The following is a 21,416-nucleotide window of genomic DNA, read 5'->3' on the forward strand; positions in this document are numbered from 1 at the left end:
GTACCGCCGCTCCCGCAGCAGCAACCCCACCACCCTCCGTCCCACCAGCCTCCGTCCCAGTCGTCGCAGCCACCGCCGCAGCAGCCACCGCCCCAGCCGTCGCAGCAGGCGTCGCAGCAGGCGTCCTTCCAGCCTCCGCCGCCGCTGACCCCGCTGTGGGTGCCGGATCCGACCCCCCCAACCGAAGTCGCGTACGGAGGAGTTCGCCGCACCCGACCTCGTACTGCGGGTCAGCAACCGCCTGTTGTGGGTGGGGGAGGCGGTCTATCCGCTGCACAACGTCGTCCGGGTGCACACCTTCGTGCTCAGTCCGGACCGCAAGAAGGCCGTCGCCACCTTCCTGCCGTGGATCCTGCTGCTGGTGGTGCTCTTCGTGGCGTTCAGCAGGGCCGGCAACCCGCCCGGCATGCTCGCCGCCGCCGTCCCGGTGGCCTTTCTCGTCTCGGCCCTCGTGCGCCGGCTGAACAAGCCCGACCTGTACGTCATGAGCGTGGAAACCTCCGGTGCGCCCAGCGCGGTGGTGACCCTGGGGGACCGGGCCGAGCTGCGGAGGCTGGTCGCGCGGATCGTCGACGCCATCGAACACCCGGAGAGGGAGTTCTCCCTCTACGTGGCCCAGCCGACGGTGAACATCGGGCACTACGTCCACGTCGGCGACACCGCGAACATCAACGGCTCGGGAAACATCGGAGTGGTGAAGAAATGACGACGGACAGTGCCGGCGGCCAGGGCAGCAGCACCTCGTACCACTACGGCGACAACGTCACCGTGAACGGCGAGCGCAACATCGGGATCGTCAAGAACCAGTCCCCGACCATCGGAGGCCAGCCGGTGGCACCCACTACCCCGCAGGAGGCGATCCAGCAGCTGGAGCGGCTGCTCCTGGAGCTCCGCCCGCAGGTCACCCCGGCCGGTGCGGGCACCATCGACACCAACCTGCCGGTGATCGTCTCCCCGGACAGCGGTCCGGAGGCGCGGCACGGAGCCCTGATGGCCGTCCTGGGCCTGGCCACCCTCGCGGGCGAGGTCGGGCGGCCGATCATCGAGGCGGTGGGCCGGCTCCTGGAGCTGCTGGGCTGGGCCTAGTCGCACCATCCATTTGCTAATCGAATGGATCCAGAGTGGGTAATGGCTCGCCCAATCGCCAAGAAAAGCTTGCCTTCTTAGGGAAGGCAAGCCTTTCTTCTATCGTACCGATTTGCATTCATATACGAGTTAATTGTTAGAGTCCGCCTCGGAAAGCGATTCCCACCCCGCCCAGGAGGCACCAGATGAACGCGGCAGTGCGACAGACGGCCAAGCGTCGGGTCATCCACCGGGGTCCCGCCCCCACCCTGCGCACCGCCCTGCGCGTCGCCGACACCGGCACGGTCCGCCGCGACGGCCGGTCCGCCCCGGGCACCCGCGGAGCCCGTGCCTGCGCCTGCGGCGAGCGGACCGAACGCGGCGGCTGCGGCAGCGGTACGCAGCTCTGCGTGTCCTGCGGGGTCAGTGCCTGCCGCGGCTGCACCGCCCCCGCCACCGCCTGCACCGCGTGCGAGATGAACGCCTGCACCTCCTGCGACGTGGCCGGCGCGGCCTGCGCCACGTGCGCCGTCAGCGCCTGCCGCGGCTGCAACGCCCCGGCCTCCGCCTGCCGCAGCTGCGAGATGAACGCCTGCCGCTCCTGCGCCGGCAACACCTGCGCCGAAGCCGCCCCCACGGGCTGCTCCGCCCCGGCCCCGGCCGCCCAGGCGCCGGTCACCACGACGCCGAAGGGCTCCTGCGCCACCGGCAACGGCGGCTGCGAATGCGGCCTGTTCACCCTCCAGGTCCCGGGCGCGACCCGCTAGTCCCGGGCGCGGCCCTCCAGGTCCCGGGCGCGACTCGCTAGTCCCGGCGCGCCCGGCTGGAGAGGCCCGGCCCGCCGGCGCCGGCGCGCGCCTCAGCCGCCCGACGCGATGCGGTACGCCCCCGGGGTGGTGCCCGTCCAGCGGCGGAAGGCGCGGTGGAAGGCCGTGTCCTCCGAGAAGCCCAGCCGGGCCGCCAGCTCCGCGATGGGTTCGCGGCTCTCCGCCAGGCCGGCGATCGCCGCATCACGCCGCACGTGGTCCTTCAGCTGCTGGAAGGACGTGCCCTCCTGCTGGAGCCGCCGCCGCAGCGTCGCCGGGGACACCGCCAGGCGCGCCGCCACCTCGCCCAGTTCCGGCAGCCGCGGCGAGCCGTGCAGGGCCTGGGTCAGGGTCCGGCGGACCTGCTCCGCGACCGTGGTCCCGTACGCCGGCCGGGACAGCAGGTCGAAGGGGGCCCGCCGCAGCATCGCGTCGAGCGCGGCCTCGTCCCGTACGAGCGGTGCCGTCAGCCAGTGCGCGTCGAAGGCCACGGCCGCGCCCGTGCGCGCCTCGCCGAAGCGGACCGGGCAGTCGAAGAGCAGCTCGTACTCCTCCTCGTGCGGGGGCGCCGGATACGCGAAGGAGGCGTGGGCCAGGGGGATGCGCCGGCCGATCAGCCAGCTGCTCAGCCGGTGCCAGATGGCGAGCACGCACTCGGTGAGGAAGCGCTCCTCGTCCCGCGCGAACTCGTTGCGCACCGCGAACCACGCCTGCCCGCCCTCGACTTCGAGCGCCAGCTCCGGCCCGCCCGGGAACAGCCCGTAGAAGGTCGCGGAGCGTTCCACCGCCGCCCCGAGATCGCGGCAGCCCAGCGCGGCCCTGCACATCATCGCGAAGGTCCCGGGCCGGCTGGGGACGGTCGACAGGCCCAGGAACTCGTCCTGCGTGGCCCGGTACAGCGCCCGGAACAGCCGGGCGAACTGCGCGGGCGTGACCCGGGCCCGGTCGTCGCCCAGCAGCAGCGGCGGAATCTGCGCCTCCTGGAGCAGGGGCACGGTGTCGAGCCCGCTGCCGCGCGCCCCCGCGAGCACGGCACGCACGTGGTGCACGGTGACCGTCCGCCTCCCCATGGGTCCGACGGTAGCCGCAATGAGCGCTGAGGTCAGCGGGGGTGACGCTTCCGGTCATGCCGCGGACGCCTCTGCGGTGCCTAGCGTCATCGGTACGACCCGAGGGGGAGGCGAGCGCGATGAGCCCGATGGACCCGATGGACCCGGTGAGCCCGATGGGCCCGATGAGCGGGAGCGAGGCCGGCGGCGCGGTGCGGCCGCGCACGCTGGCGGTGTTCACCGAGTGGACGGGCGAGCGGTACGCGGCCGAGACCGCCCTGCGCCACAAGGGCGCAGGCCCCGGCGGCTGGGACACCGTCTCCTACGGTCAACTGCGCGCCCGGGTACGGGAGTCCGGGTGCGCACTGCTGGGGCTCGGGGTCGCCCCCGGTGAGCGCGTCGCGGTGCTCGCGGAGACCCGCCCGGAGTGGACGTACACCCACTTCGGGGTCCTCGCCGCGGGGGCCGTCCTCGTGCCGGTGTACCCGACGGCGGGGGAGGAGGAGCTCGCCTGGGTGCTGTCGGACTCCGCCGCCGTGGTGGCCGTCTGCGACGACCCCGCGCAGGCGGCGCGGGTGGAGGCGCTGCGCCCGAAGCTCCCGGGGCTGCGCGCGGTGGTGGAGATGGACGGGCTGCGCGCCCTCCCCGGCCCGGCGCCGGAAGCCGAACTCCTCGCCCGGGCCGCGGCGGTGGACCCTTCGGCCGACGCCTCCATCGTCTACACCTCGGGCACCACCGGCCTGCCCAAGGGGTGCCGCCTCACGCACGCCAACCTCGGCGCCATCCAGGACGCCACCCTCCCCCTGATCAAGGGCGGTCCCGGGGATTCCACGTACCTCTACCTCCCCCTCGCCCACTTGCTGGCCCAGCTGATCCAGTTCACCACTCTCCTGGAGGGCGGGGAGCTCTGCTACTTCGGCGGCCGCATCGAGGACGTCATCGGGGAGCTCGCCGAGGCCCGGCCGACCCATCTGCCGTCCGTACCGCGGCTGTTCGAGAAGCTGCACTCCGTGGTCCTGTCCCTCGCCGAGTCCCAGGAGGGCGGCACCGGCCGCTTCGCCGAGGCGGTCCGCCTCGGGGTGCTGGCCTCGGAGGGACGCCTTCCGGACGCGGACCGCCCCGCGTACGAGGCTGCCGAGAAGACTTTGTACTCCCTGGTCAGGGGTGCCTTCGGGGGGCGCCTGAAATGGGCGCTGACGGGCGGCGCCCCGATCGCCCCGGCCACCCTCGACTTCCTGCGGGCCTGCGGGATCACGGTCTTCGAGGGCTACGGCATGACGGAGTCGGGCGGGGTCATCAGCCTCAACCACCCGGACGGGATCCGCTACGGATCGGTGGGCCGCCCGATCGCCGGCTGCGAGGTCCGCATCGCGGAGGACGGGGAGGTCCTGGCCCGCGGCCCGATGATCTTCCCCGGGTACCACGCCAACGACACGGCCACGGCCGAGGCGCTCGACCCGGACGGCTGGCTGCACACCGGTGACCTGGGGGAGTTCGACCAGGACGGCTACCTCTCCATCACCGGCCGCAAGAAGGAGCTGATCATCACCTCGGCGGGCAAGAACATCACCCCCACCGAGCTGGAGTTCGCCGTCCAGCGCTCCCGCTACGTCTCGCGCGCGGTCATGATCGGCGACCGCCGCCCGCACCCGGTCGCCCTGATCACCCTGGACGCGGAGGAGATCGCCGCCTGGGCGGCCCGCGAAGCGGTGACCCTGGACCCGGCCGCCCCCGGCGAGCACCCCGCCGTACGGGCCCTCGTCGCGGAAGCGGTCGAGGCGGCCAACGCCACGGTCTCCCGCCCGGCCCGCGTCCGCGCCTTCCGCGTCCTGCCCGGGGAGTTCACCGTGGAGGCGGGCACCCTCACCCCGACCCTGAAGCTCCGCCGCCGGGCGGTGGCGGAGCGGTACGCGCACGAGATCGAGGAGCTGTACGGGGAGCGGGCCGTACGGGGAGCGGAGCTGGGCGGGTAGCGGAGCCGGGCGGGTAGCGGAGCCGGGCGGGCCAGGGTGCTCCGGGGGCCGCTGGCCGGCCGGTCCGGCCGGTGGCTGCGAGGGTCGCACCCCCGTGGCATCCCTCCCAGCCGGCTTACGGACGGGCCGAAGCCCCCGGAAGCCGCCAGGAGCCCCCGGAGCACCCCGGAAGCCCCCGTGAGGCCGGGGGGCCTCACGGGGGCGGCAGGTTGGGCCCGGCGCTGCCGGGCCGAGCGGGAGCTCAGCGCTGCTGGGCCGAGCGGCGGCGGAGCAGGAGGAAACCGCCGGCGCCGAGCACCGCGGAACCCGCTCCGGCCGCGATCCACGCGGACGTGCTGTTGGTGGAGCCGGCCACCTCGGCACCGGCCGCCACGCCGCCCTTGGGGACCACGACGGTCTGCGCGCCCCCGTGGGCGGAGACCGCGGGCTTCGGGGCGGCGGAGGGCTTGGCCGCCGGGGTGGAGGGCTTGACGCCGCAGTCCTTGAGGGGGGCCGGGAAGCTGACGCCCAGCCACGGGACCACGCCGTCGGCGACGTGCACCTGAAGCTGACGCGCCGTCGGCTCCCAGGCCTCCTTGATGCGGACGCCGCCGGCCAGGCCGACCGGGTTGGCCGGGGTGAGCGTGGCGAGGGTCCGGGACCCCTTCGCGTCGATGAGCTTCGCGACCGGGCCCGCGGGGCCGTTGGAGATCTCCAGGCTGACGCCGACGAGGGGGGTGGACATGTGCCGGGTCACCGTGCAGCCCTGCCGGGTCTCGCTGCCGCCCTGCGCGAAGCGCCCGGACCCCGGGTTCTTCCAGGACTGGACCTGGCCCTTGCCGTTCAGGACGACCCACATGCCGGCGATCTGGTCGCCGTCCTCCGCCTGCTCACCCTGACCGCCGACGCGGAGGCTGCCGAGCTGGCTGCTGTTCTCGTTGTAGACGTCCAGCCAGTACGAGCCCTTGCCCCGCTGCCACAGGTCCGCCTTGGTGCCGTTGGCCAGGACCAGGTGCTTGACGAGCTCCCCGCCCAGCCCCTGCCCCGCCGCATCGGCCTTGGGAGCCACGGTCTTGGGGGCGTCCGCCTTGGGGGCGTCGGCCTTCGGTGCGTCGGCCGCGAAGGCGGTGCCCGGCGCGAACAGGGCCCCCGCGAGGGCGGCGGTGGCGACGGCGGAGCGGAGGAGGGTCTGACGGCGGGAGCGGGTGCGGATCGACATGGAGTACTCCGTGATGGCAAAGGGCGGATGAGGGAAGAGGCACGGCACCTCCTCTGCCGGACGGACTTTCGACTGTCGGGGCTTGGCGGGGCTGCAAGAAGAAAATTACGGAGCCTGTGTAGGCGAAGTGTCTGCTCCATGTCACCGGACTGTCACGGCGGTTGGCCCCCACCAAAACCCACGCCGACCTGCACAAACGGCCCCACCGCGGGCGCCACTGACCAGGGAGGCCGTCCGTACGGACCTCGACGGCTCCGCCGCAGCTGCGGGCGCGCCGGAGCGACGACCCGGACTACCTCCGTACGAGCGAGGCGGCCGCGGCCGAGTCGTGCGCCGTCGCCTTCAAGGTCTTCGGGACCGAGACCCCGCCGGCCGACCTGGCCCGGTACCCGGGCCGCGACCCGCACCGAAGGTGCCGAGCACCGCACCGGTGCTCAGGCCGATGGCGGGGAAGGGGTCATGTCGTACTCATCGACGTCCAGATAAGCGCCGGTAGCGGCGAGAAACGCGATCGCTTCGCGGTCGAGTGCCCAGCCGAAGAGGTTGTGCCGGTCCCTCTCCTGCGGCTGCCCGGCCTCGTCCTGCCGGTCGTCGTTGAAGTAGCGCACGACCTCCAGCCTTGCTTCGAGACCCCGCTCTGGTGGAGAGGCATCCCCGGAGGCTACGGGTCCACCCCTCACTACCCGCAGCGGATCTCCGTACGCGGGCGACGAGCATCCAGTCGGTCTCCGGGTCAAGCGGAATGCCGAATGGATCATGACTACGTCGAAATGGTCCAATCCCTACTTGGCCGGTCGGACCCGTCCTACACTTCGAGCCGTCAACGCCAAAAAGAGCCAGGGGGGCGCGAAATGGCGGGTAGTAATACGACGGTGCAAGTGCGTGTGCAAGAGGGGGTGCTGTGGGTCGACGGTGAGGCTTATCCGTTGCACAACATCTCCCACGTGGGGCAGCGCGTATTGGAGGTGGACAAGGGAGCGGCCTGGCGCACGTTCATCCGCCGGGCGTTGCTCTGCATCGTCCTGGGAGCCATTGCGGTGGCCGTCTTCGGGAACGTGGCCGGAATCATTGTGGTCGCCGTCCTCGGGCTGCTGGTGTGGCAGCTCGTGAAGGTGATCGGGACGCCTCCGGTGTACGGCCTCGTCCTCAACACCTCGGGCATCCAGCGCGAGGCCGTGTGGTCCCTGGACCGCGCCGAGATCGAGAACCTCGTCTACGAGATCACCAAGGCCATCGGCCGGCCGGACGCCGCCCCGGTGACGATCAACATCAAGGAAGCGGTGATGGGCGACCAGTTCAAGGTCTACGGAGCCGGGGCCATCGGGCAGGCCCAGCACAGCGGCTCCGGCGACATCCGGGGAGGCGGTCGATGATGGCCGGCGACCAGTACACGGTGACCGGTGCCGGAGGCATCGGAAAGGCCACGCACTCGGGATCCGGGGACATCGTGGCCGGAGGCAAATACGTCGGCGGAGGCGCGCCGGAGGCCTCCGCGCTGGAAAGGCTCCTCGAAGAAGTCCGGGCGATGAGGCAGCACCTGGGCGAAAGCGACCGGGCGGAAGTCGACGCGGCGGTGGAGGAACTCGGGGGGAATCCCCCCGAGGCGAGATTCCGTAGGATCCTCGCGACCTTCTCCGGAATTGCGACGCTGATCGGAGAAGCCGGAGTCCCGGTCATCACGGCGGTCAGAGCCCTGCTGGGCTGAAGCAGGCCGAAGCGCAAACGGAATGCGAGGGGGCCACGGGCAGTGGCCCCCTCGTCCCGCGCTTCCGCGACCGGCCGATCAGGGCCGGAGGAGACGCCTGGCCGCGGCCGTTGGCCAGGGGAACGTCATGATGGGGCCCATGACGAACAACGGGGAAGCGCACGGCGGTCCGGTGATGTGCCCCGGCTGTGGGACGGGGGACACCGTCCCGGTGGCCGAGGTGCGGCGGGGCAAGGACCAGATACGGCTGGCCCTGGCTCCGAACACGACGGGTGACGGCTGTGCGAACTTCGTCGAGGGCACCGTGATCGCCGGGCTGGTCGCCTGCGGGGGTGCGTACTACGCCGACGACCGGGGCTGGCCGTGGCTGCTGCCGGCCGGGATCGTCGCCGCGCTGCTCGTGATGGTCGGGACGGTTGCCGTGATCCGGAGCGAGGGCAAGGACAAGCGGCGGGTGCGGGCCGGCGCCGACCGGGCTGCCGGGGCCGCCGCGGGGGCCCGGTTCTGCTCCGAGTGCGACGGGGTGTTCTTCCCCTCCGGCGGACCTTGGGCGGGTGTGGCGACGCCCGAGCGGTTCCGCCACCACGTCTGGACGGCCGGCGGCTACGGGGACCAGCTGGACGAGAAGGCCAAGGCTGCCGCGGAGGAGCAGGTCTAGATCCGACCCGGCCGCCCGGCCCGCTACTTCAGGTTCGCGGCGATCAGCTTCTTGAACTCGTCCGGGGTGATCGAGTCGATGCCCTTGCCGGAGTTCACCGTGAGCTTCGTGCCGTTGATGGAGACGTCCGGGGTGCCCTGCATGTTCTGGTCGTAGAAGGCCTGGCCGGCCTTTTCGGTCCACGGCATGTAGGTGAGTTCCTTGACCGCCTTGTTGAAGGCGGGCGTGCGCAGCCCCGGGACCTGGTTCGCGAGGTCCAGCAGGGTGGCCGTGGAGCCGAACTTGTCGTCCGATTCCTTCTCCGGGTGGTTCTGGTAGAGCACCTGGAGGTACTCCATGAACTTCTCGGGGCTCTCGTTCACCGCCGCGCCCAGGGCGTTGACCGCCCGCTTGGAGCCCTTGCCGCCGCCGAGCGCCTTGTCCAGGAACGTGGCGAAGTGGTACTCGACGCGGTACGTGCCCGCGTCCGCCTGCTCCTTGATGGTCTTACCGAGGCCGATCTCGACGCCCGCGCAGTAGGGGCAGCGCGGGTCGAGCCAGACGGAGAGGACGTTCTTCGCGTCGGCCTTGCCGTACGGGATCACGATCCCGTCCTTGCCGGTGGTGTTGGCCGGCTGGACGAAGGGCTTGCCCGCGGCCTCGTCGTCGGAGCCCGAGGAGTTCGCCGCGTACACGCCGATGCCGACCGCGAGGGCCAGTACGGCGACCAGCGCGCCGCCGATCATCGCGCGCCCGCGCAGCTTGTCGCGGCGGGCCTGGGCCTCGCGCTCCTCACGCATGCGCTCGCGGGCCTCGCGCCGCTGGTCCTTCTTGCTGGTTGCCATTCCCCAAGGATAAAGATCGTAGAGCGCTCAAGTAGGTGCCATTGGTGCGAATCGGGCAGGGACCTAAGTCCCTTGGTTCGCGTTCGGCCAAGGTCCCGTGAAGGTCGGGAGAATGGTGGGGCACATCTCCCTGGGCGACGGTGAGTCGCGTGCGAAGAACTGATAGACAGTTAACCTCCACGGCCCGTTCGCGGCCGTCCGCACGAAGATGTCGGGGCGTGCGGAGCGATATCTGACTTTTTTGAACGTTTTACGGTGGTCCGGAGGGGCTGCCGCTCTGGGGGGATCGCCGCACTGTGAAGCCACTTCACCGTCACCTCGTCAACACCTCGCGCAAAGTCATGTGCACGGCCGCCCTCGCGGCCAGCCTGACCACTGCCGCGGTCGTGACCAACACACCGATCGCGGGCGCGGGGGAAGCCGAACCGACCCCCGACAGCCCCCAGGCCACCGATCGCGGTGACGCCCGGCTGGAGCTCCCGGACCTGGTTGCCGACCCGCCGCCCGCGCCCCCCGGTGCCGCCGCCCCCGGCGGGGCCGCCGCCGGCATACCCGCGACCGCCCTCGACGCCTACAAGCGTGCCGGGATATCGGTGGCCGCGGCGCTCCCCGGCTGCCACCTGCCCTGGGAACTCCTCGCGGGCATCGGCCGGGTGGAGTCCGTGCACGCCTCCGGCTACGGGCTCAAGGCCGACGGCTACACCGAGAAGCCGATCCGCGGGCCGCGCCTGGACGGCAACGGCTTCGCCGAGATCAAGGACACCGACAAGGGCGAGTGGGACGCGGACCCGGAGTACGACCGCGCGGTCGGCCCGATGCAGTTCATCCCCTCCACCTGGTCCACCTGGGGCGCCGACGGCAACGCCGACGGCAAGCGCGACCCGAACAACATGTACGACGCCGCGCTGGGCGCCGGCCTCTACCTCTGCGCGGGGCAGCGCAACCTCACCGACGCGGGCGACATCGACAAGGCGATCCTCAGCTACAACAGGTCGCGCGAGTACGTGAACACCGTGCTCGGCTACATGCGGCAGTACCAGGCCGGCCAGGGCGCCACCCCCGTGCCGAACCCGCCCTCCGGCAACTACCCGACGCCGAACCCGCCGCAGCTGCCGCCGCCGCCCGCGCCGGTCCCGACGCCGACCCCCACGCCCACACCGACTCCGACTCCGACGCCGACCCCCACTCCGACCCCGACGCCGACGCCGGTCCCGACCCTGGACAAGCTGATCCTGGCCGGTTCCCCCACGCTCACCGCCGAGGCCGGTACCGAGTTCGCGCGCACCCCGCTCATCAAGGCGCTGCTGAGCGACGGCATGCCGGCCGTCGACCAGGCCATCGTGATCTCGGTCGACGACGACACCACCGGCCGCACCACCTTCGCGGCCGACGGCAAGGACTTCGCGGTCGTGCGCACCAACGCCAACGGCCTGGTCAGGGTGCCGAAGCTGAAGGCGGGCGCCAAGGCGGGCACCTTCTCCCTGCGCGCCACGGGCTACGCCGTCTCGGTCGAGGTCTCCCTGCGGATCGGCGGCAAGGTCACCCCGGCCAAGCCGGTACCCGTCCCGGAGGCGGACCAGCTGGTCCGCAGCGACGCGAACGCCGGCAAGCCGCTCACGGCGGAGGCCGGCACCGGGATCAAGGGCGTGCAGTTCCTGGTGACGGCGAAGGGCAAGCCGGTCGCCGGAGCCAAGGCCACGGCCGGGTTCGGGACCAAGGACAAGGACGGCACGTGGGTCCCGGCGGACCCGGCCAAGGCGGGGGAGACCCCGTACTTCCTGGACAAGGACGCCAAGAAGCTCACGGAGCTGGCGCTCCCGGTCACCGCGGCCGACGGCACGATCGCCCTGCCGGAACTGTCCACCACGGGCGTCGCCGCGGGCACGTACACGCTGCGCGTGCGGATCTCGGACACGGTGGTCCTCTTCCTGGACGTCACCGTTACCGAGCCGCCCGCCACCGAGCCCCCGGCCACCGAGCCCCCGGCTCACAAGGCCTAGCACCGCCAGGCCCGGACGCCGCCGGGCCCCGTCACAACGGGGCTCGGCAGCCGGCCGGCCCTCGTGGCTCCGCCCGGTCAGGCGACGGGCACCTTCGGGTCGGCCGTGACGGTCTCGCGGTCCGGGCGCAGTGGGGCGAAGGCGACCAGGAGCAGTGCGGCTCCGAGGGGTATGAAGTCCTTGCCGATCAGGGGCACGCATGCGCTGACGAGGACCAGTACGGGCGCCCACGGCTTCAGGACGCGGCGGGCCGCGAGCTGGGAGACCAGAATCAGCTGGCCCACGAAGAACAGCAGCGGACCGAACTCGTAGACCACCGGAAGCATGCCGGGTATGTCCTGGATCCTGCTGAACATCTCATCCATGGCGCCCCGGTCCGCCGACATGAAGCCGACCACGAGGTCGATCGCGAACTGCCCCGCCAGCGCCACCGCTCCCGCCGCGCCGGTCCACAGGCCCACGCCGGCCACCCTGCCGCCGCCGGCCATCGCCCGCATCGCGGCGAATCCCTGGACGAAGAGGACCAGCGAGGCGAGGAAGCAGAGGTGGCCCAGGCTCCATGCGAAGCCCGGGCCGCGACTGCCGTCCAGGCCGTCGAGCATGCGGATGACGCCATAGGCGCCCATCAGAACGGGGGCGGCGACGAAGGCGGTTCGGGGTGCGGTCATGCACAAGACGTTACGGACGCCACACCCTGAGTCGCATCGGGTACCGACCCCCGAGTTGTCCCCTACTTCCGCAGGGCCCGCCCGAGCACCTCGCCGAACTCGGCGGGGTGCGTGGTCAGGCCGGTGTGCCCGCCGGGGAAGTGCAGCAGCTCCCTGCCGAACCGCTCCGCGAGGAACGCGGCCGTACGGTAGGGCAGCTCGCCCCGGGACTCGTCGCCGCCGGCGAGCACGAGCCGTTCCGAGACCGCCCGCAGCCGCGCGAGATCCGGAGCGTAGGCCATGAAGGCCGGCACGATGCGCCCGAGGAAATAGGGCAGGTCGGCCCTCGTCCGCGCAGCCCGGGCGGCCGCGGCGGGCGGAAGGTCGGCGGGCGGTAGCGGGGGCCGAGGGGCCGTGGCCGGCTGCCCGTCCCCGTCCTCCTCTTCTCCCTCCTCCCCTTCTTTCTTGAGTCCAGCCGCGAACACGGCCATCGCCGGCATGAGTCCCTCCGCGTCGAGGGTGTCCCGTACGCGGGCGAGGAGCGCGCGGTGCACGGCGGCGTCCGGCAGCACCTCCACCACCGGGGGCTCGTGCGCGACGAGGCGTACGAGGCGTTCGGGCCGGGCGGTCAGCAGGTGCAGGGCCGCTATCGCGCCCGAACTGGAGCCGAAGACCCGGGCCGGCTCCGCGGGCGACAGCAGATCCAGCAGCCGCAGCGCGTCCTCGGCGTGCTCGGCCACGCTCTGCTCGGCCACGCTCTGCCCGGCCGCGCCCCGCCCGGCCTCCGGTGCGTCCAGCGGGCTGCGGGACAGGCCGCGCGGATCGTAGGAGGCGACGGTGTACTCGGTGGCCAGGGCCTCGGCGACCCCGTCGAAGGCGGCCGCGCCGCCGGTGCCGCCGGGGATCAGCAGCAGGAGCGGGCCGCGTCCGCGCACTTCGTAGTGGAGGCTCGCTCCGGGCACGCGCAGACGGCCCGTCGCCGGGGAGCTCATGCGGAGCCCGCCTCGCGGGGCGCGGGCCAGTGCTGGAGCAGGATGTGCAGGGCGTCGAGGGAGCGGACCCAGGAGGCCTGCGGAGCCCGGGCGTGGGCGAAACCGCCCGAGGCCTCCAGGGCGACGAACCCGTGGAACGTGCTGCGCAGCAGCCGGGCGGCGTCGGTCAGATCGGGCTCCGCCAGTCCGTAGCCGCGCAGCATGCCGTAGGTCAGCGCGACCGCGCGGCGGGGCCCGGCGGCCTTCGCGGCCAGCTCGGGGTCGATCTTGACCGGGGCCTGGGTGGCGGCGTAGCGGCCGGGGAACTCGTGGGCGTACTCCCGCCAGGCGTTGGCGAACGCGATGAGCGCGTCCCGTCCCGCGAGCCCGGCGGTCGCCTCGGCGATGAGCAGCGTCTTCTCGTCCGCCGCCAGCAGGGCGATCCTCCCGCGGAGGTCCTCCAGGCTGCGGACGTGCGCGTAGAGGCTGGCGTCCTTGACGCCGAGCCGCCGCGCGACCTGGGCCATGGTCACCCGGTGCAGTCCGACGTCGTCCGCGACCTCGGCCCCCACGGCGGTGACCTTCTCGGCCGTCAGCCCTACCCGTACGCGCACCACGGATCCTCCCCGCTGTCCCTAGGGTGCCTAGGCTACAACGTGGATCACTAGGCACAAGACTAGGAACCCTAGTTTCTGGTCTGGACCGCAGCCGTCCCCCTGCCCGCCGCCCCCGCACGACCCGGTGGCCCGCCCCGCTCGTCCCGGACGGGAAAAAGGCAGGAGCCCCGTCGACTCTGCTCGCGCAGAGAAGACAGGGCTCCTTGGGTACTGCATATCCAACCGCGACTGGTTGGCCCAGGCGACTAGGCCGGGGTGACGTTCTCCGCCTGCGGGCCCTTCGGACCCTGGGTGACGTCGAAGTTCACCAGCTGGTTCTCCTCAAGGGAGCGGAAGCCGGCGGCGTTGATCGCGGAGTAGTGGACGAAGACATCCGGGCCGCCGCCGTCCTGGGCGATGAAGCCGAAGCCCTTTTCAGCGTTGAACCACTTGACGGTTCCGGTAGCCATGAGCCCTCCTATGGGCCAAAGGGTCGCCCTGCTCCAGAACCTGCTAAGAAGTCTGAAAACTACAAAAGCCTGCGGGTCACATTCTCCGCAGGCCTCGTACTGCAAGGGAAACCAAACTGCAACTTGCGTCGAGCCTAGCACGCACCTCCCGGCCGAGACCAGAGGGAAAGATCACGTCACTCGGACGTTTGAGACCCGCCAGACGGCTGACGGTGACACGGGGGCTAGTCTCGCGATGTGGACGTCTATCGCAGCCGGCCCCGCGTCGGCCACATTCAGTTCCTGAACTGCCTGCCCCTCTACTGGGGGCTGGCCAGAACCGGCACGCTGCTGGACCTGGAGCTGACCAAGGACACCCCAGAGAAGCTCAGCGCGAGCCTCGTCCAGGGCGGCCTGGACATCGGTCCCATCACCCTCGTGGAGTTCCTTCGCAACGCGGACGAGCTCGTCGCCTTCCCCGACCTGGCGGTCGGCTGCGACGGCCCCGTCATGTCCTGCGTGATCGTTTCGCAGGTCCCCCTGGACCAGCTGGACGGCGCCCGCGTCGCGCTGGGATCCACCTCGCGAACGTCCGTACGCCTGGCCCAGCTGCTGCTCGCGGAGAAGTACGAGGTCCGGCCCGACTACTACACCTGCCCGCCCGACCTGGGGGTGATGATGCAGGAGGCCGACGCGGCGGTGCTGATCGGCGACGCCGCGCTGCGCGCCTCGCTGCACGACGCGCCCCGGCTCGGGCTCGCCGTCCACGACCTGGGGGCGATGTGGAAGGAGTGGACGGGGCTGCCGTTCGTCTTCGCCGTCTGGGCCGCCCGCAAGGACTACCTGGAGCGTGAACCGGAGGTCGTGCGGAAGGTCCACGAGGCTTTCCTCGCCTCCCGGGACGTCTCCCTGGAGGAGGTCGGCAAGGTCGCCGAGCAGGCGGCCCGCTGGGAGGCCTTCGACGCGGAACTCCTGGAGCGCTACTTCACGACGCTCGACTTCCGCTTCGGCCCCGACCAGCTGGCCGGCGTACGCGAATTCGCGCGGCGGACGGGACTCACGACGGGCTATGCGCCCGATGTGAACGTGGAGCTCCTGCCGGTGGCCGTACCGGGTCATTAGCGCGGCTTATGACGGCAGGGCGGCATTCGTCTTTCCGCAGAGCGGAATGCGGCGGAAAGGGGAATGTCAATGCCCGGCGTTTACCGGGAATGCGTTCCCCTTTCACCGTCCGTGCGGGCGTCCCGTGCGTGCGTCCCCTGCGGGCGTCCCGTGCGTGCGTCCCTGCGATCGCACCCTCCGGGAGTGCCGTCCGGGAGTGCCGTGCGGGAGTGCCGTACGGGTGGCTGGGGACAACCTCCCCGGGTCCCGGCACCCCTGCTACCGTCCATCGCCAAGACGCGGCGGGCGGGGGCTGGCATGGGCATCGCGGGATTCGTGGCCGGGGTCACGCTCTGGGGCGCGCTGACGGGCCTGCTGCTGCCCCGCGCCGCCTACCGGCTCTCCGTCGACGTGGGGCTGCCCCGGCGCTCGGCCTGCCCGGCCGGCCACGAGCTGACCGGCCCGGCCGGAGGCTGGCTGGGTCTCCCGGTGTGCCCGGGGTGCGGGCCCGCGGGCCGGTGGCGCGGCGGCTACGCGCCCGTCGGCGGGGCCGTGCTCGCCTCCGTGCTGGTGTGCCTCGCGCTCGGCGCCGGGGTCGGGGCGCGGCCCGAGCTGGCCGCCTGGCTGCTGCTGGCACCCTTCACCGTCCTGCTCTGCTTCGTCGACCGGGCCGTGCACCGGCTGCCCGACGTACTGACCCTGCCCCTCGCCGCCACCACCGCGGCCGCGCTCGGCGTGGCCGCCCTGTTCACCGGCACCGGCGGATCCTGGACGCGCGCCCTGCTCGGGGGCCTCGTCCTCGGCGCCGTGTACTTCGTGTTCCACCTGATCTACCCGCCCGGCATGGGATTCGGCGACGTCACCCTGGCCCTGACCGTGGGGCAGGTCCTGGGCTGGTACGGGTGGTTCGTGCTGTTCGCGGGCTCCCTCGCCGGGTCCGCCGCGGCCTCCCTGTACGGGTTCGTCCGGACCGCCCTGCGCCGGGCGGAGCCCGGGACCTCGATCGCCTTCGGCCCGTTCATGGCCGGCGGCGCCCTGGCGGGCGTGCTCTACGCGGGCCTGGGCCTGGGGATGGGGCTCGACCTCGGGTCCGGTCCCGTCCTGGGCGCAGGCCTGGTCCCCTGAGGTCGGTTCCCCGAGCCCGGTCCCCTGAGCCCGGTCCTCTGACCCCGGCCCCCTGGACCCCGGTCCCCTGGACCCCGGTCCCCTGAGGCCGGGAGCCGGAGGGGCTGGCGTAGGCTGGATCGGTCCGGGATCTCGACCGCAGCCGGGCGCCAGCCGAACGACACAGCCGAAAGGTGACGCACCGGTGACCGACCAGGCCGCTCTCCAGTCAGTCCTCGACCGAGCCGCCACTGGGGGCCGGATCACCCAGGAAGAGGCGCTCGACCTCTACCGCCACGCTCCGCTGCACGCCCTCGGCCAGGCCGCCGACGCGGCCCGCCGGCTGCGCTACGCGGGTACCGAGCACATCGCGACGTACATCATCGAGCGCAACATCAACTACACGAACGTGTGCGTGACGGCGTGCAAGTTCTGCGCCTTCTACGCGGCCCCCAAGGACACGAAGAAGGGCTGGTCCCGGGACCTCGACGACATCCTGCGCCGCTGCGCGGAGACCGTCGAGCTGGGCGGCACCCAGATCATGTTCCAGGGCGGCCACCACCCCGACTACGGCGTCGAGTATTACGAGCACCACTTCTCCGCCATCAAGCAGGCCTTCCCGCAGCTGGTCATCCACTCCCTCGGCGCCTCCGAGGTCGAGCACATGGCCCGGATCTCCAAGGTGTCGGCGGAGGAGGCCATCCAGCGCATCCACGCCGCCGGCCTCGACTCCTTCGCGGGCGCCGGCGCCGAGCTGCTCCCGGAGCGGCCGCGCAAGGCGATCGCCCCGCTCAAGGAGTCCGGCGAGCGCTGGCTGGAGATCATGGAGATCGCCCACAAGCTGGGCGTCGAGTCCACCTCCACCATGCTGATGGGCACCGGCGAGACCAACGCCGAGCGCATCGAGCACATCGCGATGATCCGCGACACCCAGGACCGTACGGGCGGCTTCCGCGCCTTCATCCCGTACACCTACCAGCCCGAGAACAACCACCTCAAGGGCCGGACCCAGGCGACCGTCTTCGAGTACCTGCGCATGATCGCCATCGCGCGGCTCTTCCTCGACAACATCGCCCACATCCAGGGCTCCTGGCTCACCGTGGGCAAGGAGGCGGGCCAGCTCTCCCTCCACTACGGCGCCGACGACCTCGGTTCGATCATGCTGGAGGAGAACGTGGTCTCCTCGGCCGGTGCCAAGCACCGCTCGAACCGGATGGAGATCATCGACCTCATCCGCAAGGCCGGCCGGGTCCCCGCGCAGCGCGCCACGACGTACGAGCACCTCCTGGTCCACGACGACCCGGCGAACGACCCGGTCGACGACCGCGTGGTCTCGCACATCTCCTCCACCGCCATCGAGGGCGGCACGGCGCACCCCGAGCTGAAGCTCATCTCCTCGAACTGACGCGCCCGTGCTGACCATCCACACCGCCGAACTCCTCGTCACCGGACCGACCGGTTCCGGTACCGGAACCGCATCGGGTACCGGATCCGGTACCGGTGCCCCGCCGCTGCCCCGCGGCGCGGTCCTGGTCGAGGGCGACCGCATCGCCCGGGTGGGCCCGTACGAGGAACTCGCCGCGGCCTATCCGCACGCCCGCGCCCGCAGCTGGCCCGGGGTGCTGACCCCGGGGCTGCTGGTGCGCGGCGGCGACGAGCTGCTGGAGCGCACGTACTACCCGGACGACCCGTACGAGATCACCGAGCTCGGGGCCGAACCGATCAGCGGCGCCGAGGCGCTGGCCGACCTGAAGATGACCGAGCCGCGCTGGGGCAACAGCGCGCGGCGCGGCACGCAGAAGCTGCTCGCCCGCGGGGTGGTCGCGGTGGCCGGCCGCTTCACCAGCCCGGCCGTCCGGACGGCCGTCGTCCGCTCCGGGCTCACCGTCGTGCCGCCGGCCCCGTACGAGGGCCCGGCCTCCCTGAACCCGCTCGCCGGCCTGACCGCGGCCGAGGAGGCCTTCCACGGAGTCCTGGAGCCGGGCGCCCCGGCCCGGTTCGCGGTCTTCGCCGTCGCCGGTCCGGCGGAGCTGCTGGTGGAGGGCCCGACCAGCTGCGTGGCCACGGTCATCGGCGGCAGGCTGCTCCACCGCCGTCGCTGAGCGGGACGGCCGGGACGGCCGGGAGGTCGGGAAGGTCCGCGAGGTCAGGAAGGTCCGCCAGGTCAGGGAGGTCCGGGCGCGGCTCAGAGGACGCTGGGGCCCCTCGTGTAGTTGCCCTGCGCGTCGAACGGCCAGGCATTGGACCGGCAGCCCAGCAGGCCCCTGATCTGCTGCATCATCGCCGGTGCGGGAAGCCCCGGTCCGGGGCAGGTCTCGTGTCCGTGGCCCAGTTCGTGGCCCACCTCGTGATTGATGATCAGTGCCCGGTAGTCGGCGGGCGGCCCGTCGAACTGCGGCGAACCGAGCAGCCAGCGACGGAGGTTGACGATCACCTCGTGCCCGGCGCGGCAGTTCGTCTCGCCCTTCAGCTCCGCGGTCACCACCTCGCACATCCGGTCCGTGGTGGCCGGCGTGGCGATCCGTACGGTGAACTCCACCGGCCCGGACCCCGTCAGGCGGAACGCGACCTGGGGATCGGCGGTCCAGCCGCGCCGGTCGCCCAGGACGGCGTCGACGGCGCGCGCGGCCTCGTCCGGATCGACGCCCGTGCCGTCCTCGGCCTCGACGCGGTAGCGCCGTACGGTGCCGGAACCGTGCACGGGACCCGAGACGGTGGAGGCCCGGAAGGTGCCGGGGCCCGTCTCGGGGACCGTGACCGGGGCGGGCGGGGACACCACCGCGGGCGACGCCGACGGCGCCACCGGAGGTGACGGCGCGGGAACGGCCACCGGCGCGGAGGGCCCGGGCGGCCCGGACTCCGGCGCCGACGGGGCGGAAAGGTTCGCACGCGGGCCGGCGCCCCGGGGCAGCAGCCCCGCCACCAGAGCCACCACGGCGACGGCGCCCGAGCACAGCAGTAACGGGAGCACGAACCGGGCGGTCCGGCGGCGGCCCCGTCGGCGGCGGCCCCGGGCGGCTGCGCGGGGGGACGCACGGGGGGCGGGACGTACGGTTGTGCGGGCGGTGCGGTGTTTCGTCATGACGGGGTCCAAGATCATGCGGAAGTGGGCGGCCTCTTCGCCCTTCCAGACGTCCGCGGCCCCGGATCGTTGCCCGGTGTGACGGGCGCCACGCGGCGCCGACGCTCCTCGGCCACCCCTCGTACCTGCCCAGCCCCCCCTCGTACCCGCCCGGGCCGGCCCCCGGCGGGCCCGGGCGGCCGGGGCGGGCGGGCGCGGGGGAGGGCGGGCCTGCGAGAATGACGGTGCACCCGCCGGACCGTCCGTCTGTCCGGTCGGCGGTCCGCAGCACCCGTACCCGTACCCGAGGGGCCAACGCCAGTGACCAGCGCTTCCCTGGACAAGCAGCCGCACGAAGTCGCCTCCATGTTCGACGGCGTGGCGGCGAACTACGACCTCACCAACGACGTCCTCTCCCTCGGGCAGGCCCGCCTGTGGCGCAAGGAGGTCGCCAAGGCGGTCGGCGCGCGCCCCGGACAGCTGGTCCTCGACCTCGCCGCCGGCACGGCCACGTCCTCGCTGCCCTTCGCCGCGACCGGTGCGTACGTCGTCCCCTGCGACTTCTCCCTCGGGATGCTCCGCGAGGGCAAGAAGCGCAACCCCTGGCTCCCGCTGACGGCCGGCGACGCGACGAAGCTCCCCTTCAAGGACGACGTCTTCGACACCGTCACCATCTCCTTCGGCCTGCGCAACGTCCAGGACACCGACGCCGCCCTGCGCGAGCTGTTCCGGGTCACGAAGCCCGGCGGCCAGGTCGTGATCTGCGAGTTCTCGCAGCCCACCTGGGCCCCCTTCCGGACGGTCTACACCGAGTACCTGATGCGCGCGATGCCCCCGGTGGCCCGCGCCGTCTCCTCCAACCCCGACGCCTACGTCTACCTCGCCGACTCCATCCGCGCCTGGCCCGACCAGCCCGCGCTCGCCGCGCTGCTGCAGAAGGCCGGCTGGTCCACGGTGGCCTGGCGCAACCTGAGCGGCGGCATCGTGGCCCTGCACCGCGGCACGAAGCACGCGTAGTACGGGGCACCGGAGATGGACTACCAGGCACTGCTGGAGCAGGTCGCCACCGACATCGCCCCGCTGATCGGCAGCGGCACCACCGCCGAGTACATCCCGGCGCTGGCGTCCGTCGACCCCCGGCAGTTCGGGATGGCCATCGCCGACCTCGACGGCAACGTGTTCGGAGTGGGGGACTGGCGGACGCCATTCTCCACGCAGTCCATCACCAAGGTCTTCGCACTGGCCCTCGCCCTCGCCGAAGGCGGCGACAGCCTCTGGGAGCGGGTCGGCCGGGAACCCTCCGGCAACCCGTTCAACTCCCTCGTGCAGCTGGAGTACGAGAACGGCATCCCGCGCAACCCCTTCATCAACGCGGGCGCGCTCGTCGTCACCGACCGGCTCCAGACCCTGACGGGCGACGCGAGCAGCGAACTGCTGCGGTTCCTCCGCGAGGAGAGCCGGAACCCGGAGGTCTCCTTCGACCCGGAGGTCGCCGCCTCCGAACAGCAGCACGGGGACCGCAACGCCGCCCTCGCCCACTTCATGGCCGCCTACGGGAACATAGACAACCCGGTCCCGATGCTGCTGGACCACTACTTCTGGCAGTGCTCCATCGAGATGAGCTGCGCCGACCTGGCCCGCGCGGGCCGCTTCCTGGCCCGGCACGGACTGCGCGCCGACGGCTCACGGCTGCTGACGCGCAGCGAGGCGAAGCAGGTCAACGCGGTGATGCTGACCTGTGGGACGTACGACGCGGCGGGGGAGTTCGCCTACCGGGTCGGCCTGCCCGGCAAGAGCGGTGTCGGCGGGGGGATCGTCGCGGTCGTGCCCGGCGCGTGCACGCTGGCCGCGTGGAGCCCCGGCCTGGACCCCCAGGGCAACTCCGTCGCCGCGGTCGCCGCGCTGGACCGCTTCACGACCCTGACGGGCCTGAGCGTTTTCTAATGTGACGCTCCGCTCGCACCGCTGCGCGGGCTTCGCTTCGCTGCGCCGGACTCCGTCCGGCGGTGGCCGGTCGTGGCTGCTGCCACTGCCGTCCCGGTGCGGGGTCCGGTGGGCGGGTGCGGCTGGGTCGGCCCTGCGGGGCAAGGTCCCCTACCCGCCCTTCGCCCGTTCCCCGGGCTCCGCCCGGACCCGTCGCGGGGGGCGGCCCCCCCCCCCCCCCCCCCCCCAAACCCGGGGGGGGGGGGGTTGGGGGGGGGGGGGGGGT

At 72.4% G+C, this 21,416-nt stretch carries 23 protein-coding genes; 14 read left to right on the plus strand and 9 right to left on the minus strand.

Features of this window, described 5'->3' with window-relative positions; all coding sequences use genetic code 11:
• Positions 1 to 223 precede the first annotated feature (223 nt).
• From ACIA8F_RS27615 to ACIA8F_RS27625, 3 genes are all read left to right on the plus strand, one after another.
• Positions 224 to 706 carry a DUF6232 family protein gene (locus ACIA8F_RS27615; protein WP_399382788.1) on the plus strand — a complete coding sequence of 161 codons (483 nt, stop codon included), beginning with the start codon at positions 224 to 226 and terminating at the stop codon, positions 704 to 706.
• Complete coding sequence (locus ACIA8F_RS27620; protein ID WP_399382706.1) at positions 703 to 1,086, plus strand: hypothetical protein; 384 nt, start codon at positions 703 to 705, stop codon at positions 1,084 to 1,086. Before ACIA8F_RS27615 ends, ACIA8F_RS27620 begins: the two co-directional genes overlap by 4 nt.
• Before the next feature lie 185 nt (positions 1,087 to 1,271).
• Positions 1,272 to 1,832: a hypothetical protein gene (locus tag ACIA8F_RS27625; protein ID WP_399382707.1), complete on the plus strand. Its 561-nt coding sequence runs from the start codon at positions 1,272 to 1,274 to the stop codon at positions 1,830 to 1,832.
• A 92-nt stretch (positions 1,833 to 1,924) separates the two neighbouring features.
• Here ACIA8F_RS27625 and ACIA8F_RS27630 read toward each other — a convergent pair whose 3' ends face one another.
• Positions 1,925 to 2,941, minus strand: a complete 1,017-nt coding sequence (locus ACIA8F_RS27630; RefSeq protein ID WP_399382708.1) for an AraC family transcriptional regulator — start codon at positions 2,939 to 2,941, stop codon at positions 1,925 to 1,927.
• 119 nt (positions 2,942 to 3,060) lie between these two features.
• Between ACIA8F_RS27630 and ACIA8F_RS27635 the strand changes: the two genes are divergently transcribed.
• Positions 3,061 to 4,893 (plus strand): AMP-dependent synthetase/ligase, encoded by a 1,833-nt coding sequence (locus ACIA8F_RS27635; RefSeq protein WP_399382710.1) that lies wholly within the window; start codon positions 3,061 to 3,063, stop codon positions 4,891 to 4,893.
• A gap of 241 nt (positions 4,894 to 5,134) precedes the next feature.
• Here ACIA8F_RS27635 and ACIA8F_RS27640 read toward each other — a convergent pair whose 3' ends face one another.
• Positions 5,135 to 6,091, minus strand: coding sequence for a hypothetical protein (locus ACIA8F_RS27640; RefSeq protein WP_399382712.1), 957 nt, complete (start codon positions 6,089 to 6,091; stop codon positions 5,135 to 5,137).
• Between the two features lie 434 nt (positions 6,092 to 6,525).
• On the minus strand, positions 6,526 to 6,699 hold the full coding sequence (locus tag ACIA8F_RS27645; RefSeq protein ID WP_399382714.1) for a hypothetical protein: 174 nt from the start codon (positions 6,697 to 6,699) through the stop codon (positions 6,526 to 6,528).
• 270 nt (positions 6,700 to 6,969) lie between these two features.
• Between ACIA8F_RS27645 and ACIA8F_RS27650 the strand changes: the two genes are divergently transcribed.
• The 3 genes from ACIA8F_RS27650 to ACIA8F_RS27660 all read left to right on the plus strand — a co-directional run bounded on the left by ACIA8F_RS27650 (position 6,970) and on the right by ACIA8F_RS27660 (position 8,454).
• The gene (locus ACIA8F_RS27650; protein WP_399382716.1) at positions 6,970 to 7,464 is read left to right on the plus strand and encodes a DUF6232 family protein; all 495 of its coding nucleotides are present in this window, start codon (positions 6,970 to 6,972) and stop codon (positions 7,462 to 7,464) included.
• The gene (locus ACIA8F_RS27655) at positions 7,461 to 7,796 is read left to right on the plus strand and encodes a hypothetical protein (protein ID WP_399382718.1); all 336 of its coding nucleotides are present in this window, start codon (positions 7,461 to 7,463) and stop codon (positions 7,794 to 7,796) included. The genes ACIA8F_RS27650 and ACIA8F_RS27655 overlap by 4 nt, the downstream gene beginning before the upstream one ends.
• A 139-nt stretch (positions 7,797 to 7,935) precedes the next feature.
• Positions 7,936 to 8,454, plus strand: coding sequence for an MrpF/PhaF family protein (locus tag ACIA8F_RS27660; protein ID WP_399382719.1), 519 nt, complete (start codon positions 7,936 to 7,938; stop codon positions 8,452 to 8,454).
• Positions 8,455 to 8,477: 23 nt separating this feature from the next.
• On the opposite strand, the gene ACIA8F_RS27665 is transcribed toward ACIA8F_RS27660, so the two are convergent.
• Entirely contained in the window at positions 8,478 to 9,278 is an 801-nt protein-coding gene (locus tag ACIA8F_RS27665) for a thioredoxin domain-containing protein (protein WP_399382721.1), read from the minus strand.
• Between the two features lie 296 nt (positions 9,279 to 9,574).
• On the opposite strand from ACIA8F_RS27665, the gene ACIA8F_RS27670 reads away from it, so the two are divergent.
• Complete coding sequence (locus tag ACIA8F_RS27670) at positions 9,575 to 11,278, plus strand: hypothetical protein (RefSeq protein ID WP_399382723.1); 1,704 nt, start codon at positions 9,575 to 9,577, stop codon at positions 11,276 to 11,278.
• A gap of 77 nt (positions 11,279 to 11,355) precedes the next feature.
• Here the strand turns inward: ACIA8F_RS27670 and ACIA8F_RS27675 are convergent, their stop codons facing one another.
• The 4 genes from ACIA8F_RS27675 to ACIA8F_RS27690 form a co-directional block, all read right to left on the minus strand.
• Positions 11,356 to 11,946, minus strand: a complete 591-nt coding sequence (locus tag ACIA8F_RS27675; protein ID WP_399382724.1) for a hypothetical protein — start codon at positions 11,944 to 11,946, stop codon at positions 11,356 to 11,358.
• A gap of 62 nt (positions 11,947 to 12,008) precedes the next feature.
• Positions 12,009 to 12,917 (minus strand): alpha/beta fold hydrolase, encoded by a 909-nt coding sequence (locus ACIA8F_RS27680; RefSeq protein ID WP_399382726.1) that lies wholly within the window; start codon positions 12,915 to 12,917, stop codon positions 12,009 to 12,011.
• Entirely contained in the window at positions 12,914 to 13,510 is a 597-nt protein-coding gene (locus tag ACIA8F_RS27685) for a TetR/AcrR family transcriptional regulator (protein WP_399382728.1), read from the minus strand. Before ACIA8F_RS27685 ends, ACIA8F_RS27680 begins: the two co-directional genes overlap by 4 nt.
• 248 nt (positions 13,511 to 13,758) lie before the next feature.
• Positions 13,759 to 13,962 carry a cold-shock protein gene (locus ACIA8F_RS27690; RefSeq protein WP_112451444.1) on the minus strand — a complete coding sequence of 68 codons (204 nt, stop codon included), beginning with the start codon at positions 13,960 to 13,962 and terminating at the stop codon, positions 13,759 to 13,761.
• A 237-nt stretch (positions 13,963 to 14,199) separates the two neighbouring features.
• Here ACIA8F_RS27690 and ACIA8F_RS27695 point away from each other — a divergent pair, with 237 nt between their 5' ends.
• The 4 genes from ACIA8F_RS27695 to ACIA8F_RS27710 all read left to right on the plus strand — a co-directional run bounded on the left by ACIA8F_RS27695 (position 14,200) and on the right by ACIA8F_RS27710 (position 18,248).
• The gene (locus tag ACIA8F_RS27695) at positions 14,200 to 15,063 is read left to right on the plus strand and encodes a menaquinone biosynthetic enzyme MqnA/MqnD family protein (RefSeq protein ID WP_399382730.1); all 864 of its coding nucleotides are present in this window, start codon (positions 14,200 to 14,202) and stop codon (positions 15,061 to 15,063) included.
• Positions 15,064 to 15,360: 297 nt separating this feature from the next.
• Positions 15,361 to 16,167 (plus strand): prepilin peptidase, encoded by an 807-nt coding sequence (locus ACIA8F_RS27700; protein WP_399382732.1) that lies wholly within the window; start codon positions 15,361 to 15,363, stop codon positions 16,165 to 16,167.
• Positions 16,168 to 16,351: 184 nt separating this feature from the next.
• Positions 16,352 to 17,551 (plus strand): cyclic dehypoxanthinyl futalosine synthase, encoded by a 1,200-nt coding sequence (gene mqnC / locus ACIA8F_RS27705; protein ID WP_399382734.1) that lies wholly within the window; start codon positions 16,352 to 16,354, stop codon positions 17,549 to 17,551.
• Between the two features lie 7 nt (positions 17,552 to 17,558).
• A complete protein-coding gene (locus ACIA8F_RS27710) occupies positions 17,559 to 18,248 on the plus strand; it encodes an imidazolonepropionase-like domain-containing protein (RefSeq protein ID WP_399382735.1) in 690 nt (229 codons plus the stop codon).
• Between the two features lie 83 nt (positions 18,249 to 18,331).
• On the opposite strand, the gene ACIA8F_RS27715 is transcribed toward ACIA8F_RS27710, so the two are convergent.
• Positions 18,332 to 19,117: a DUF3152 domain-containing protein gene (locus ACIA8F_RS27715; protein WP_399382737.1), complete on the minus strand. Its 786-nt coding sequence runs from the start codon at positions 19,115 to 19,117 to the stop codon at positions 18,332 to 18,334.
• Positions 19,118 to 19,528: 411 nt separating this feature from the next.
• Between ACIA8F_RS27715 and ACIA8F_RS27720 the strand changes: the two genes are divergently transcribed.
• Both ACIA8F_RS27720 and ACIA8F_RS27725 read left to right on the plus strand, forming a co-directional pair.
• On the plus strand, positions 19,529 to 20,224 hold the full coding sequence (locus ACIA8F_RS27720) for a demethylmenaquinone methyltransferase (protein WP_399382738.1): 696 nt from the start codon (positions 19,529 to 19,531) through the stop codon (positions 20,222 to 20,224).
• Between the two features lie 15 nt (positions 20,225 to 20,239).
• The gene (locus tag ACIA8F_RS27725; RefSeq protein ID WP_399382739.1) at positions 20,240 to 21,151 is read left to right on the plus strand and encodes a glutaminase; all 912 of its coding nucleotides are present in this window, start codon (positions 20,240 to 20,242) and stop codon (positions 21,149 to 21,151) included.
• The last annotated feature ends 265 nt before the right edge of the window (positions 21,152 to 21,416 follow it).

Origin of the sequence: Streptomyces sp. NPDC051563, assembly GCF_044454225.1 — a bacterium.
Taxonomy (GTDB): Bacteria; Actinomycetota; Actinomycetes; order Streptomycetales; family Streptomycetaceae; genus Streptomyces.